Source organism: Flavobacterium sp. (assembly GCF_041911335.1).
Classification (GTDB): Bacteria; Bacteroidota; Bacteroidia; order Flavobacteriales; family Flavobacteriaceae; genus Flavobacterium.
Genome location: NZ_JAYRPD010000031.1, coordinates 26,246 through 40,199 on the forward strand (window position 1 = coordinate 26,246; position 13,954 = coordinate 40,199).

16 protein-coding genes are annotated in these 13,954 nt (G+C 31.4%); 12 read left to right on the top strand and 4 right to left on the bottom strand.

All coding sequences use genetic code 11. The features are described from left to right. Window positions 1-51 precede the first annotated feature (51 nt). The 8 genes from cyoE to ACE3PD_RS04280 all read left to right on the top strand — a co-directional run bounded on the left by cyoE (window position 52) and on the right by ACE3PD_RS04280 (window position 5,123). Window positions 52-954: a heme o synthase gene (cyoE, locus tag ACE3PD_RS04245; protein WP_374399841.1), complete on the top strand. Its 903-nt coding sequence runs from the start codon at window positions 52-54 to the stop codon at window positions 952-954. Between the two features lie 2 nt (window positions 955-956). Beyond that, window positions 957-1,544, top strand: coding sequence for a heme-copper oxidase subunit III (locus ACE3PD_RS04250; protein WP_374399843.1), 588 nt, complete (start codon window positions 957-959; stop codon window positions 1,542-1,544). 45 nt (window positions 1,545-1,589) lie between these two features. Next, window positions 1,590-2,570 (top strand): cytochrome c oxidase subunit 3, encoded by a 981-nt coding sequence (locus ACE3PD_RS04255; protein WP_374399845.1) that lies wholly within the window; start codon window positions 1,590-1,592, stop codon window positions 2,568-2,570. Window positions 2,571-2,590: 20 nt separating this feature from the next. Further along, the gene (locus ACE3PD_RS04260) at window positions 2,591-2,941 is read left to right on the top strand and encodes a cytochrome C oxidase subunit IV family protein (RefSeq protein ID WP_374399847.1); all 351 of its coding nucleotides are present in this window, start codon (window positions 2,591-2,593) and stop codon (window positions 2,939-2,941) included. Between the two features lie 77 nt (window positions 2,942-3,018). Continuing rightward, window positions 3,019-3,720, top strand: a complete 702-nt coding sequence (locus tag ACE3PD_RS04265) for a hypothetical protein (protein WP_374399849.1) — start codon at window positions 3,019-3,021, stop codon at window positions 3,718-3,720. A gap of 12 nt (window positions 3,721-3,732) precedes the next feature. Beyond that, a complete protein-coding gene (locus tag ACE3PD_RS04270; RefSeq protein WP_374399850.1) occupies window positions 3,733-4,359 on the top strand; it encodes an SCO family protein in 627 nt (208 codons plus the stop codon). A gap of 2 nt (window positions 4,360-4,361) precedes the next feature. Next, on the top strand, window positions 4,362-4,901 hold the full coding sequence (locus ACE3PD_RS04275) for a DUF420 domain-containing protein (protein ID WP_374399852.1): 540 nt from the start codon (window positions 4,362-4,364) through the stop codon (window positions 4,899-4,901). Further along, window positions 4,902-5,123 carry a hypothetical protein gene (locus ACE3PD_RS04280; RefSeq protein WP_374399854.1) on the top strand — a complete coding sequence of 74 codons (222 nt, stop codon included), beginning with the start codon at window positions 4,902-4,904 and terminating at the stop codon, window positions 5,121-5,123. It begins immediately after the preceding gene. A gap of 32 nt (window positions 5,124-5,155) precedes the next feature. On the opposite strand, the gene ACE3PD_RS04285 is transcribed toward ACE3PD_RS04280, so the two are convergent. Next, complete coding sequence (locus ACE3PD_RS04285; RefSeq protein ID WP_374399856.1) at window positions 5,156-6,547, bottom strand: DUF4403 family protein; 1,392 nt, start codon at window positions 6,545-6,547, stop codon at window positions 5,156-5,158. A gap of 105 nt (window positions 6,548-6,652) precedes the next feature. Here ACE3PD_RS04285 and ACE3PD_RS04290 point away from each other — a divergent pair, with 105 nt between their 5' ends. The 3 genes from ACE3PD_RS04290 (at window position 6,653) to tsaB (ending at window position 10,074) form a co-directional block, all read left to right on the top strand. Further along, on the top strand, window positions 6,653-7,972 hold the full coding sequence (locus ACE3PD_RS04290; protein ID WP_374399870.1) for a TolC family protein: 1,320 nt from the start codon (window positions 6,653-6,655) through the stop codon (window positions 7,970-7,972). A gap of 20 nt (window positions 7,973-7,992) precedes the next feature. Then, the gene (locus tag ACE3PD_RS04295; protein ID WP_374399858.1) at window positions 7,993-9,315 is read left to right on the top strand and encodes an efflux RND transporter periplasmic adaptor subunit; all 1,323 of its coding nucleotides are present in this window, start codon (window positions 7,993-7,995) and stop codon (window positions 9,313-9,315) included. Window positions 9,316-9,414: 99 nt separating this feature from the next. Further along, on the top strand, window positions 9,415-10,074 hold the full coding sequence (gene tsaB, locus ACE3PD_RS04300; protein ID WP_374399860.1) for a tRNA (adenosine(37)-N6)-threonylcarbamoyltransferase complex dimerization subunit type 1 TsaB: 660 nt from the start codon (window positions 9,415-9,417) through the stop codon (window positions 10,072-10,074). 2 nt (window positions 10,075-10,076) lie between these two features. Here the strand turns inward: tsaB and ACE3PD_RS04305 are convergent, their stop codons facing one another. Together ACE3PD_RS04305 and ACE3PD_RS04310 are read right to left on the bottom strand one after the other, a co-directional pair. Beyond that, window positions 10,077-10,895, bottom strand: coding sequence for a mechanosensitive ion channel family protein (locus ACE3PD_RS04305; protein WP_374399862.1), 819 nt, complete (start codon window positions 10,893-10,895; stop codon window positions 10,077-10,079). Window positions 10,896-10,973: 78 nt separating this feature from the next. Beyond that, window positions 10,974-11,174, bottom strand: coding sequence for a dodecin family protein (locus tag ACE3PD_RS04310; protein ID WP_374399864.1), 201 nt, complete (start codon window positions 11,172-11,174; stop codon window positions 10,974-10,976). Between the two features lie 136 nt (window positions 11,175-11,310). On the opposite strand from ACE3PD_RS04310, the gene ACE3PD_RS04315 reads away from it, so the two are divergent. Further along, window positions 11,311-13,560 carry an anion permease gene (locus tag ACE3PD_RS04315; RefSeq protein ID WP_374399866.1) on the top strand — a complete coding sequence of 750 codons (2,250 nt, stop codon included), beginning with the start codon at window positions 11,311-11,313 and terminating at the stop codon, window positions 13,558-13,560. 48 nt (window positions 13,561-13,608) lie between these two features. Here ACE3PD_RS04315 and ACE3PD_RS04320 read toward each other — a convergent pair. After that, a partial coding sequence (locus tag ACE3PD_RS04320; RefSeq protein WP_374399868.1) for a transposase occupies window positions 13,609-13,954 on the bottom strand: 346 nt, incomplete at its 5' end.

Genomic DNA, 13,954 nt, shown 5'->3' on the forward strand with positions numbered 1-13,954 from the left:
TAATTTTCATATCGTATCTTTGCGCGCAATTTCACAGCGAAAAACACTAAAGTGGACACAAATACACAACCTCAAATTAAAAAATCTCTTTACAAAGACTTTGTAGAAATTACAAAGGCACGCTTATCTATTAGTGTAGTGGTTTCTACCATTGCAGGTTATTTGTTAGGATTTAATGGGGAACAACCTTTTCAATGGCTAGTTTTAGTGCTATTAATTGTTGGGGGTTATTGCATGGTGGGCGCTTCAAATGTTTTCAATCAAATCATCGAAATTGAATTAGACGCCAAAATGGACCGAACTAAAAATCGTCCATTACCTTCTGGTCGAATTACAAAGCAAAATGCTTTTATATTAGGTTGCGTTTTAACCATTTTAGGATTGGCTATTTTATACAATGTAAATCCTAAAACCGCTATGTTTGGCGCGATTTCGATTTTCATGTATGTGAGTTTGTATACACCATTAAAAACGTTAACGCCGCTTTCTGTTTTTGTTGGAGCCTTTCCTGGAGCTATTCCTTTTATGTTAGGTTGGGTGGCAGCAACAGGTCAATTCGGAATTGAAGCTGGAACGTTATTTATTATTCAATTCTTCTGGCAATTTCCACATTTTTGGGCCATCGGTTGGTTCTTGTATGACGATTACAAAAAGGCTGGGTTCTTTATGTTGCCAACAGGAGAACGCGATAAAAAAACTGCACTTCAAACTATTTTGTATACGATTTGGATGATTTTAGCTTCAATAATTCCAGCTTTCGGATTTACCGGTAATTTGATTTTATCGAAAACTGCAGCGGTAATCGTATTTTTGTTAGGATTATGGATGTTGTTTTATGCGGTACAATTGCACAAACAAATGGATGCAAAAGCGGCAAGAAAATTAATGATTGTTAGTGTTTCGTATATTTCGTTGTTGCAAATAATATATGTTATAGATAAATTTTTACGATAGTTATGGAAAATAGAATGACTTTGGAAGAAGAACAAGCTCGCAAAGGCAGAACCTACAAAATGCTACTTTGGTTTGGTATGATTAGCATCTGTATGATTTTTGCTGGACTAACAAGTGCGTATGTAGTAAGTAAGTCAAGACCGGATTGGTTAAAAGATTTCGTATTGCCCTCTGCATTCGTTATCAGTACGGTAGCTATGTTGGTGAGTAGTTTTACATTTTATTTAGCTTTACAAGCGACAAAAAAAGACAATAGAAATGGTGCTACTGCCTTTTTATTGATTACTTTAGCGCTTGGAATTGCATTTATAGTATTACAATTTAAAGGATTTGGGCAAGTTATTGAAAACGGCTATTTCTTTACAGGAAGTGAAAGTAATGTAACTACTTCGTTCTTGTATATTGCTGTTTTGGTTCATATTGCGCACCTTTTGGGAGGTATAATATCGCTTTTGGTGGTAATTTATAATCATTATAAACAAAAATACAATTCGGCTCAAACCCTTGGTATAGAGCTAAGTGCGATGTATTGGCACTTTATGGATTTTATTTGGGTTTATTTGTTTTTATTTTTCTATTTTTTCAAATAGAAAAAAAATAATAAATTTGGGAACTTTTTAACAATTAAAAAATTTATGGGAGCGACAGTTATTTCGAACGAACACGCTTTAGACGGAGGTCCAGGACCATTAGGAGCAACCTATGGTAAAATGATGATGTGGTATTTCATCTTATCAGATGCATTAACTTTTTCTGGTTTCTTAGCTGCGTATGGTTTTTCAAGATTTAAGTTTATTGAAACTTGGCCTATCGCCGATGAGGTTTTTAACCACTTTCCATTTTTACACGGTGTAAATGCACCAATGTACTATGTAGCGTTAATGACTTTTATCTTAATTTTCTCTTCAGTTACTATGGTTTTAGCTGTTGATGCAGGTCATCACATGAAAAAAACTAAAGTAGCTTTCTACATGTTTTTAACTATCATTGGTGGTTTTATCTTCTTAGGTTCTCAAGCTTGGGAATGGAAAAACTTCATTAAAGGTGAATATGGTGCAGTAGAAACTAATGGAGGTTCAATTTTACAGTTTGTTAAAAAACAAGAAGATGGAACTTACAAAAGAGTTGCTTTAGCTGACTTTGCTGCAACATTGCCAGAAGCAAGAGAGCAATTAGATAGAAATGATGGAGTTTGGTTTATGAGCGAAGCAACTTTGCCAACATACTCAGTTAATGAAGTAGTTCAAGGTTTCAAAGCTGATGAATCGATTTTAGTTCGTTCTGAATTAATTAACGCTGAAAAACATAAAACAGTTTTATCAAGAGCAGAATCTTTAAAAAGATTAGAAGAAGCTAAATATGTTGTAGAAGGAGCTAACCTAGTTAGAAACGAATACGGTCATAAATTATTTGCAAACTTCTTCTTCTTTATTACTGGTTTCCACGGATTCCACGTATTCACTGGAGTATTGATTAATATCATCATTTTCTTTAATGTGTTATTAGGTACTTACGAGAAAAGAAAAAGTTACGAAATGGTTGAAAAAGTTGGATTGTACTGGCACTTTGTCGATTTAGTGTGGGTATTTGTATTTACTTTCTTCTATTTAGTATAATCATATAATAAAAGTATATCATGGCACACGCACACGAATCAAATACAAAAAGAATTTGGGTAGTTTTTGGAATCCTATCTGTGGTAACTATTGTTGAGGTTATATTTGGTATTTACAAACCAAAATCGTTATTCTTCAATAATTTCTTAGGAATGAATTTACTGAATTGGTTGTTCATTATCTTAACTATCGTTAAAGCATATTATATTACTTGGGCTTTCATGCACATGGAAGGTGAAAAGAAATGGTTCAGAAGATCTGTGGTTTGGACAGCTGTATTCTTAATTTTATATTTATCTTTCATTTTATTAGTAGAAGGAAATTACGTTTACGAAGTTTTCAAAACAGGACATTTAAAGTGGATATTTTAACACTTGTTTCTCATATATAATCCCGATTTACATCGGGATTTTTTTTACTTTTGTAGGAACATAATCTGACCTTTCTGATGAAAAATAAAATAGTCCTTATATCTCTTTTTGTACTGCCAATTGCCATTTATTTGGTGTTTTCAACGGCTTCTCACAATTCTTTATTTTTACCCACGCTTTCTAAGAACAATCAAGACATTCCAATGGATTGGTCTAGTTTAGATGGAACAAAAGAATCGATGAAAGGTAAAATTACGGTACTTGGTTTTGTTGGAGATAAAGTAATTGAAAATCGAGGAAACTTTTTTAATCTAAATCAGAAGATTTACAATAAATACAAAGGCTTCAAAGATTTCCAAATGATTATGGTGGTTCCAATAGGGAATGAGAAAAAATGCCAACAAATTATTGATGAACTAGCACCAATTACGGGTGATATGAAAGGATGGCGTTTTGTTTTTTCAACACCAGAAAAAATTCAAGCGTTTTATGATAGTTACAAACTAATGGGGCAACTAGATGGAAACAAAGGAACGCCTGCAGTAATTATTGTTGATAAAGAATTGAATCACCGAGGAAGAAAAGGGAAGAACAAAAAAGGAGAAGAAGAATACAAAGAAAGTTACAATACCATTTCAGCGGCTGATTTGCATAACGAAATGACCGATGATGTAAAAATTATTCTTCGCGAATATCGATTAGCTTTAAAAAAGAATCAAAATGCTAGAAAAGATGCTTTTAGAGATAACATCAAAGAGAATATTGAAAAACAAAAGTAATAGGTAATAGCGATGAAAAATAAATCATATATCGGAATATCTTTTATAGTATTAATTTTCGGAATTTGGGCCATTCCCAAGATTGTTGCCAAATTTCAAAAATCAGATTTAGTTGAAATTGGACCTGTTCCAACATTTAAATTGACGGACCAAAATAATAAAACAGTTTCTGATAAGGATTATTTAGGAAAAGTATATGTAGTAGAATTTTTCTTTACAACTTGTCCAACAATTTGTCCGAAAATGAATGAAAGTATGTTGCAATTGCAGAACGAGTTTTATGGCAATCCAAATTTCGGAATCGCTTCAATAACTATTGATCCCGCAAAAGATACTCCGCAAGTTTTAAAAGAACACGCCGATTTGTTGGGAGTAAAACATTATAATTGGCATTTTTTAACAGGTGATAAAGATTACATTTATAGTTTGGCTAATAAAGGTTTTAATTTATACGCAGGTGAAAATAATAAAGCTGCTGGTGGTTTTGAACATTCAGGATTGTTTGCTTTAATTGATAAAGAAGGAAAAATTAGATGTAGAAAAGATGCACAAGGCAACCCAATTTTATACTATGACGGACTTGATGCTGCAGGAGTAGAAGCTATCAAAGAAGATATCAAAAAATTATTAGAAGAATAATTATGGAAAATAATATCGAAACAAAATATAACAAACTAATTGTTGTTTTATCAGTAGCAATTCCTTTAGTTGTTGCTTTGCTTTTTGGTGTGAATTTGAGAAAATTAGGTTATGATGTTCAGCCTTTGTCATTTTTACCTCCAATTTATGCAACAATTAACGGATTGACGGCCGTAGTATTAGTCGCTGCAGTAATAGCTATCAAAAATGGAAACAGAAAATTACACGAAAACTTAATGAAAGTGGCTATCGGTTGTTCGGTTGCCTTTTTAGGAATGTATGTGGCTTATCACATGACTTCTGATTCTACAAAGTTTGGTGGAGAAGGAATGATTAAATATGTGTATTTTTTTATTTTGATTTCACACATCTTATTGTCAATTATCATTATTCCTTTGGTTTTGATAACTTATGTGAAAGCTTTGGCGCAACGCTTTGATAAACATAAAAAGATTGCAAAAATTACATTTCCTATTTGGTTATATGTAGCAGTAACGGGTGTGATAGTTTATTTAATGATTTCTCCTTATTACGCAAATTAGATGAAAAAGTTTTTTTTTGGAATAGTTTTCTTCATTATCAGCATTTCTGCTCAAGCGCAATGTGCGATGTGTCGCGCAGCACTTGAAAGTGAAGAAGGAGGCGTTCAAGCTGAGGCTGTGAATGATGGAATCGTTTATTTGATGGCAATTCCCTATATATTAGTCGGAATTTTAGGTTTTGCTATCTACAGATTAAAATACGGAAAGAAAAAAGAGATATAAAAAAGTCGTTTCACATGAAACGACTTTTTGTTTTATTCTAAACCATCAATTTTAATATCCATTTTTCCACTTGTGGTTATAAAAGCAATGATAGCTTTATCGGTTAATTCAACTTTTTCAAATTCGAAATCATTTATCGTTCCATTTACGAAAACGCCTTTCATCGGAGAATAATTACTCAAATAAGGTTTCATGTTTTGTTTCCCTTCTTCCAAGTTTCCTTTAATCGAATAACGACAATTGGCTTGAATACTTTTTAAAATGGTTCCATGTAACAACCAATTGGCTGATTTCATCAAAACACTTTTTGTGTTTAAAACGTATTCCATTTGGTCAAAATAAATTTCTTTTGTAATAGGATTGTAATTTGGTATTCCTGATAAATAAATCGTTCCGTTAATACTTCCTGAAACATCTAAAGCAATAATCATTTTGCCATCTTTTTGCCATAAATCTACTTTTTGAACTACAATTTTTCTACTTCCCGATGCAAATTCTTGTCCCTGAAAATTTTTAGTTACAATTTTACTAGCGCTTTCAAAAGTAGAAACTGCAACTACCGAAACAGTAGTATTGTCTGGAATTTTTTCAACAGGTTTTAATACAATTTTTGAAGCATCAAAACCGCTTTTTGGCTTTTGTCCCACCATAGTTTGCATGTTGCATTTTAATCCCATGTTTAACATGATTTTAGTTTTGCTAAGTTTGGCTTCGGTTACATATAGTTCTAAAGGAACCATTTTAAACCAGGTTTCGTATTGTTCGCTTGTTAAAATAGGATTGCTTAATTTGTCTAAAGCATCTAAAACATGAGGTTTAAAGTCACAGGTTTTGTCAATAGCTTCATCAATTTTTTTCGAAATTTTCGATTTAAATAGGGTCAATGTGGGATTAATGATATAAGTAATTGGAACGTTTTTTCCAGCTACCAAAATCGTAGGACTTTCGCTCCATTCAAAATCTTCTATTTTAGAAGTAGTGGTGAGCTTCCAATTCGTTAAATGGGTTTTGCTGTCTAAAGTTATGATTCCATTTAGATTGATTTCACGAGTGTCATTTAATCCCATAAAATCAGTTCCGTATTTAAATTTTGCCCAAATCTTAAGTGGAATTTCAGAAATAATGTTTCCGTTTTTTTCGCTTAGTTTAATAGGAGCAGTTTTCCAGATTTTCATTTCGGTTTTATCATCATTTAAGATAGAATCGTTAAATATTAATCCGTTTACATTTTTATTTAGTTGTTGCTCGAGTTCTTTCAATGTTATTTCAACAGGCATTGAAATAAAAGAAACTTTATTCTTAAAAACTACAGGGTTTTCGTTTGAAGGTGCTGGTTTTATGGCTTCAATTTTTTTTGCTGTACCACATGAAATGGTTAGAAGCAAGGTAAAAAGTAAGGCAAAAATTACAAGAAATGTTTTCATAGGAAATCTAATTTTCGATGTAAAAGTAAAATTTTAATTGATATACTGTAACAAAATATTGAAAAAGAGGTCTTATAAGAAATGAGAATAAAAGCACATAAAATGATAACAAAAAAAATAGTTTTTTTTCTATTGTTGATAGGTTTTCAACTTTCGGCACAAAGTAAAAAATGGACTTTGGAAGAATGTGTAGATTATGCTATAAAAAATAATATTTCGGTGAAACAGTCCGAATTAGATTTAAAAACTTCTGATGTTGAAAAGCTAGAAGCTATTGGTGGTTTTTTGCCTACACTGAATGGAAATGCAAATTATAGTATAAATACAGGAGCAAGTATTAACCCAGTTACAAACCAGTTTCAAAATCAAACATTTAAATCGTTTTCAGCTTCTGCAAACTCAAATATAATGTTGTTTAATGGTTTGGCTAATTGGAAAACATTGCAGCGATCAAAACTAAATCAGATAGCAAACACATATCGTTTAGATAAAATGAAAGATGATATTGCTCTTTCAATTGCAAATTCGTACTTACAAATATTGTTTAATAAAGAACAATTGAAAGTTCAAAAAAATCAAAATTTAGTTACCAAAGAAAATATCAAAAGAACCCAAGAGTTAATAGAAGCAGGTTCACTTCCTGCTGGAGATATATACGAACTACAAGCTACAGATGCTACTCAAGAACAACAAATTATTAGTACTGAAAATGCACTTTTAATTTCTAAAGTTGCCTTGTGTCAAACTTTATTGTTAGAAGATTATGCTACGTTTGATATTTCAGATGAATTGATTGATTTGCCAATGTCTAATATAACAAATGAAACACAGGAGGCTATTTTGGCTAAAGCTAAAGAATCGGTTAAAGATGTGAAAATAGCTTTGTCAAATGTTGATGTGGCAAAAAAAGACGTTGCGATTTCTCGTTCTTCATATTTGCCAACATTAGCAGGTTTTGTTGGATACAATACACGCTGGTCTGAAAGTACACCATTTAATTTTGCAGATCAATTGTCATTATTTGATGGAACTGCAGTTGGTTTACAGTTAAGTGTTCCAATTTTAAATGGATTTGCTACAAGAGGAAGAGTACAACGTGCTAAAATTAATCAAGAGCGTTCAGAATTTCAGCTGAAACAAGCTGAGTTAGATTTAGAGCGAAATGTGTATCAAGCTTATAATGATGTTATTAATGCTAAAAAATCATTTGAAGCAGCTCAAAAAACTTTAGAAGCTAGAAAACAATCGTTCAATTTTTCAAAAGAGCGTTATGAAGTAGGTTTAATGAATTCATTTGATTTTTCTCAATCTACAATAGCTTATGAAAACGCACAATCAGAAGTATTAAGAACCAAATACGATTACATTTTTAGAACCAAAATATTAGAATTCTATTTTGGAATTCCATTAATTAAAAAACAATAATAAAATATAAAAACCTAGTCATGTCAAAGAAAACCATATTCATTTTATTAGGAAGTGCAATCGGATTAATCTTGTTATTAGTTGGACTTAAAAAAGGTGGTATTATCGGAAATAACGATGAATCTAAAATTGTTGAATTATCAAAAGTAACGCAAACTACAATTGTAGAAACAGTTTCGGCAACAGGAAAAATCCAGCCAGAAATTGAAGTAAAAATATCATCCGAAGTTTCAGGTGAAATCATCGCTTTGCCAATAAAAGAAGGACAACAAGTTAAAAAAGGCGACTTGTTAGTAAGAATCAATCCTGATTTATATGAATCAGGTGTGAATCGTTCTGTAGCTTCGATGTCTACAACAAAAGCAGGTTTAAGTCAAGCAGACGCCCAAGTTAAAGAAGCAAAAGCAAATTACGATAGAAATCAAAAATTATTTGAAAAAGGTATTATTTCAAAAGCGGAATGGGACAGAATTGTATCAGCTTACGAAGTAGCGGTTGCCAATAAACAATCGGCTTATTATCAAGTAAAAAGTGCTTCAGCTACGGTTACAGAAGCTAATGATAATTTAAGACGAACTACAATTTATGCTCCAGCTGATGGAACCATTTCATTGTTGAATGTAGAGTTAGGAGAGCGCGTTTTAGGAACGCAACAAATGGCGGGAACAGAAATTTTAAGAATCGCTAACTTAAATAACATGGAAGTAGAAGTTGATGTGAATGAAAATGATATCGTAAAAGTAAACATCGGAGATTCTGCTAAAATTGAAGTAGATGCTTATTTAAAGAGAGAATTCAAAGGAATTGTAACAAGTATTTCAAATTCGGCTAGTACGGCTTTAACAGCAGATCAGGTAACGAATTTTAAAGTAAAAGTTAGAATTTTGAAAGAATCGTATCAAGATTTATTAGAAGGAAAACCCGAAAATTTCTCTCCATTTAGACCAGGAATGACTGCCACAGTTGATATTATTACAAAACGTAAAGAAAACATTGTAGCTGTGCCAATTAGCGCAGTTGTAATAAAAGACGATACCACTTCGGTTAAAAAAGATATTGTTGCAGAATTGGAAAAGAAAGAGCAAGAGCAAAAAGGAACGGCACCAAAAAGTGATAAAAAATACGAATGTGTTTTCGTGAAAGTTGGAGATAAAGCAAAATTGAGAGTAGTTAAAACAGGAATCCAAGACGATACCAATATTGAAATTATTTCTGGATTGAAACCTGGAGAAGAAATCATTATCGGACCTTACACAACTGTTTCAAAAGATTTAGTTTCAAATGATAAAGTTCGAGTAGAAACTGAAAAGGATAAAAAAGATAAAAAAGAAAGTAAGAATTAGATTTCTTATTAGTTAATTTGGGTAGATAAGGCGTAGGAAACTATGCCTTATTTTTTTTACGGGTTTATCTTCTTAACTTTGCAATTCAAAAAACCAAATATGGCTATTATTCTGAATATAGAAACCGCTACTAAAAATTGTTCTGTTGCTTTAGCAAAGGAAGGAAAAACGATTGCATGCAAAGAAATTGCAGAGCAAAATTTTTCTCATGCCGAAAAATTACACGTTTTTATCGAAGAATTACTAGCTGAAAATAATTTGCAATTTTCTGACTTGAATGCTATAGCGGTTAGTCAAGGTCCGGGTTCTTATACTGGATTACGAATTGGCGTTTCTTCTGCAAAAGGATTTTGTTATGCAATGAATATCCCAATGATTGCTATTGATACATTGCAACTTTTAGCAAAGCAAATCCAAATTGAAGACGGAATCATCATCCCAATGATTGACGCTCGCAGAATGGAAGTTTTTACGGCTATTTACGATAAAAATTACACACAAATCAGAAATACGCAAGCCGAAATTATTGATGAAACTTCGTATCAAGAAATTTCAGAGAAAATTCATTTAGTTGGTGATGGAACAGAAAAGTTCAAAAATACCTTAACAGATGATAAATTTGTATTTCATTCAAATATTATATTTCCATCAGCTAAAGAAATGAGCGAATTGTCATTTGAGAAATACAAAAAAAGCGACTTTGTTGATGTCGCTTATTTTGAACCTTATTATTTGAAAGATTTTGTTTTGAGTAAATAAAGTTATTCTTTGTGAATTTCCACTTGGTGTGGGTAAGGGATTTCAATTCCTAATTCGTCAAATGTTCTTTTTGTTTTCTCTAAAACATCAGATTTAACTTTCCAGAAATGTTCGTTTTTTGTAAAAGGTCTAACGGCAAAATCAATTGAACTCGTTGCTAAATTATTAATAAAAACGGCTGCTTCAGGTTCTGATAAAACTTCGGGAATTGATTTTAATATGTTTTCTAAGGTCGTTTTAGCTAATTGTAAATCAGTTGCGTAATCTACAGAAATTACTAAATCAACTCTTCTGATTCCATTAACAGTGTAGTTGGTTATAACTCCATTTGATAAAGCAGCATTAGGAATAACAATTTGTTTGTTATCTGGCGACGTGATAACTGTAGAAAATATTTTGATGTCTTTGACAGTTCCTAAAACACCTTGTGCTTCAATGAAGTCGCCAATTCTAAATGGTTTGAATAAAATAATTAAAATTCCACCAGCAAAATTAGAAAGCGAACCTTGTAAGGATAAGCCAATTGCTAAACCAGCGGCTCCAAGAACAGCAACAAAAGAAGATGTTTCTATTCCAAGTTTAGAAATTACAGTTACAAAAAGTAAAATGCGAAGTGTCCAAAAAATGAGATTTCCAATAAAAGTTGAAAGCGTAACTTCTACATTACGTTTTACCATTATTTTTTTTGCTGTTTTGGTGATAAAACTTGTTCCCCAGAGCCCAATTAATAAAATTAATATTGCTACAACAAATTTTGGAGAATACTCTAAGATTAGTTTTTTAATGGTTTCGAAGTAATTTTGAATTTCAATTGGCGTCATATCTTTTTTTTTACAAAGATATTAATCGCAAAAAACATAGAAAAATAAAAAGCGCCTGTTTATTTGGCGCTTTATGAGTTATTCAATTTCAAATGTGATTTTTAAATTTACCCTGAATTCAGTTATTTCATTATCTTTGACCGAAGCACTTTGATCTTGAACATAAACTGATCTAATGTTTTTTAAAGACTTTGCTGCTTGTGTAACAGCTTTTCTTGTTGCGTCTTCCCAACTTAAAGTTGAACTAGACAATACTTCAATTACTTTTAATACCGCCATAGAAATAAATTTTAATATTAAATTAAAGTTAAGAAAATTATTTTAAATAATTGTTTTTGTTTTAATTGATAACATTAAATTAACGTAAATCTAAATTTCTTAAAGGAATTTTGCACCAAAATTAATTCATAAAAAAATGGAGCAAATTTATATTATAATGTTAATTGCATTAGCCATCCTTGCAATTACCGATTTAATGGTAGGAGTAAGTAATGATGCGGTTAATTTCTTAAACTCAGCTATTGGTTCAAAAGCGGTTTCGTTTAAAACCATTATGATAGTAGCGAGTTTAGGTGTTGCTGTTGGAGCACTTTATTCTAACGGTATGATGGAAATTGCGCGAAACGGAATCTTTACACCAAGTATGTTCAGTTTCAATGATGTAATTGTCATCTTTTTAGCCGTAATGATTACAGATGTATTGTTGCTCGATGTTTTCAATACGCTTGGATTGCCAACATCAACTACGGTTTCAATTATTTTCTCTTTGTTAGGGGCTTCTGTAGTATTAGCAGTTTACAAAGTTTATGTAAGTGGTGATGGTTTTGATACTCTTGGGAATTACATAAATACTGAAAAGGCTTCAGAAATTGTTTATAGTATTTTACTTTCTGTAGCATTATCTTTTGCTTTAGGTTCGTTAGTACAATATGTTTCAAGGTTAATTTTTACTTTCCATATTGAAAAAAGATATAAGTATGTAGCAGCTCTTTTCGGTGGAGTTGCTATGACAGCGATTACTTTCTTTATTTTAGTAAAAGGATTGAAATCAATCACATTTGTACCTTCAGAAGTGAAAGATTTTATTAAAGAAAGTCCGTTTACAATTATTTCATATTCGTTAATTCTATGGACAATTGTTTGTCAATTATTAATTAGTGTTTTTAAATTCAGTGTTTTTAAATTCATTATTATTGTTGGGACTTTTGGATTAGCACTTGCATTTGCGGGTAATGACTTAGTTAACTTCATTGGTGTTCCAATTGCGGCTTATCAAGCTTTTGAAATTTGGGCTGCGCCAGGACAAACTGTTGGAGCAACTGAATTTATGATGTCTGGTTTGGAAAAAGAAAATTTACCAGCTCCTTTCATCTTTTTAGCAATGGCAGGTGTAATTATGGTGTATACATTATGGACATCTAAAAAAGCTAAATCGGTTATTGAAACTGAGCAGAATTTGTCTCGTCAAGGAGAAGGAAACGAAAAATATAACGCTAATACACTTTCAAGAAACATTGTTAGAGGATTCATGTATCTTGGAAATATCATTAGTTTTATTTTACCAAAATCGTTACAGAAGAAATTAGACGCTCAGTTTGTTCAGCCTGAATATACAGGAAAAAGAGATGAACAACCTATGTTTGACATGGTTAGAGCTTCTGTAAACTTAATTGTGGCTTCTATTTTGATTTCTATCGGAACTTCGATGAAATTACCATTATCAACAACTTATGTTACATTCATGGTGGCAATGGGTTCGTCTTTCGCTGATAGAGCTTGGGATAGAGAAAGTGCTGTTTATCGTGTAGCTGGAGTTTTCAATGTGATTGGTGGTTGGTTTGTAACGGCTTTAGCAGCATTCTTATCATCTGCAATTATTGCTTTTGTGTTATTCATTGGTGAGGTGTTTGCGTTCTTTGCTTTCATGATTATTGTGGCAATTTTCTTCTACAGAAGTAACCAAATTCACAAAAAGAAAGTTAAAGAAGAAGAGGAAATTAAGAAATTAAGAAAAGAAGACATCGTAACATTAAAAGAAATGATTACAGAAAGTTCTTCTCAAATTTCTAAAGTGTTAAGAAAAACTAGCGCCTTATATTCAAATGTTGTTGATAATTTAGGTTTACAAGATTTGGCGAAACTGAAAGAGAATAAAAAGTCGCTTAAAAAACTTGAAAAAGAGATTGATGAGTTAAAAAGTAATGTTTTCTACTTCATAAAGAATTTAGATGAAAATTCGGTTGAAGCAAGTAAGTTCTATATTTTAATTTTAGGGTATTTACAAGATATGGTTCAGTCAATCGACTTTATTACGACTAGCAGTCATGCTCATGTGAATAACAATCACAAGAAATTAAAATTCAATCAAATCAGAGATCTTAAAACTGTTGATACGCAATTGCAAGAATTGTTCGGTCGTTTAGAAGAGAGTTTTACAACAGAAGATTTTTCTAAATTGGATGAGATTTTAAGAGATAAAAAAGCGTTCCTTGATACTGTTTCTGAATTAATCACAAAACAGATTACTAGAATTAGAACTACTGAAACCAGTCCTAAAAACAGTAAATTGTATTTCTCTTTACTTCTTGAAACAAACGACTTGATAAAATCAATTATGAATTTATTAGAGTTGTTTAAAGAATTTAATCAACAGAATAAGAAATAAAAAAAGAGCCGTAATAGACTGCACCCAAAAGTTTAGACAAATTTATAATTAATTTTGATAATAGTGAGCTCGATATTTAATCGGGCTCATTTTGTTTAAATTTGATTTAATTCTATCGTTGTTATAGTAGTCTATATATTGTTTGATTTCGTTTTTTAATTCTTCTATTGTTCTGAACTTTTTTATATAAAAAAGTTCAGATTTTAATGTTCCAAAGAAGTTTTCAATAATAGCATTATCTAAACAATTTCCTTTTCTTGACATACTTTGTATAATTCCTTTTTCTTTTAATAAATACTGATATTGTTTCATTTGATATTGCCAACCTTGGTCAGAGTGAAGAGTTAAATTAGTATTATTTGGTATTTTTTTAAATGCTTTTTTCAACATCATA

Coding starts and splice junctions, on each gene's coding strand:
- ACE3PD_RS04295 (WP_374399858.1), top strand. CDS start 7,993: ATGTCAAAGAAAACCATATTCATTTTATTAGGAAGTGCAATCGGATTA.
- ACE3PD_RS04315 (WP_374399866.1), top strand. CDS start 11,311: ATGGAGCAAATTTATATTATAATGTTAATTGCATTAGCCATCCTTGCA.
- ACE3PD_RS04270 (WP_374399850.1), top strand. CDS start 3,733: ATGAAAAATAAATCATATATCGGAATATCTTTTATAGTATTAATTTTC.
- tsaB (WP_374399860.1), top strand. CDS start 9,415: ATGGCTATTATTCTGAATATAGAAACCGCTACTAAAAATTGTTCTGTT.
- ACE3PD_RS04275 (WP_374399852.1), top strand. CDS start 4,362: ATGGAAAATAATATCGAAACAAAATATAACAAACTAATTGTTGTTTTA.
- ACE3PD_RS04285 (WP_374399856.1), bottom strand. CDS start 6,547: ATGAAAACATTTCTTGTAATTTTTGCCTTACTTTTTACCTTGCTTCTA.
- ACE3PD_RS04305 (WP_374399862.1), bottom strand. CDS start 10,895: ATGACGCCAATTGAAATTCAAAATTACTTCGAAACCATTAAAAAACTA.
- ACE3PD_RS04255 (WP_374399845.1), top strand. CDS start 1,590: ATGGGAGCGACAGTTATTTCGAACGAACACGCTTTAGACGGAGGTCCA.
- ACE3PD_RS04280 (WP_374399854.1), top strand. CDS start 4,902: ATGAAAAAGTTTTTTTTTGGAATAGTTTTCTTCATTATCAGCATTTCT.
- ACE3PD_RS04310 (WP_374399864.1), bottom strand. CDS start 11,174: ATGGCGGTATTAAAAGTAATTGAAGTATTGTCTAGTTCAACTTTAAGT.
- ACE3PD_RS04260 (WP_374399847.1), top strand. CDS start 2,591: ATGGCACACGCACACGAATCAAATACAAAAAGAATTTGGGTAGTTTTT.
- ACE3PD_RS04250 (WP_374399843.1), top strand. CDS start 957: ATGGAAAATAGAATGACTTTGGAAGAAGAACAAGCTCGCAAAGGCAGA.
- ACE3PD_RS04265 (WP_374399849.1), top strand. CDS start 3,019: ATGAAAAATAAAATAGTCCTTATATCTCTTTTTGTACTGCCAATTGCC.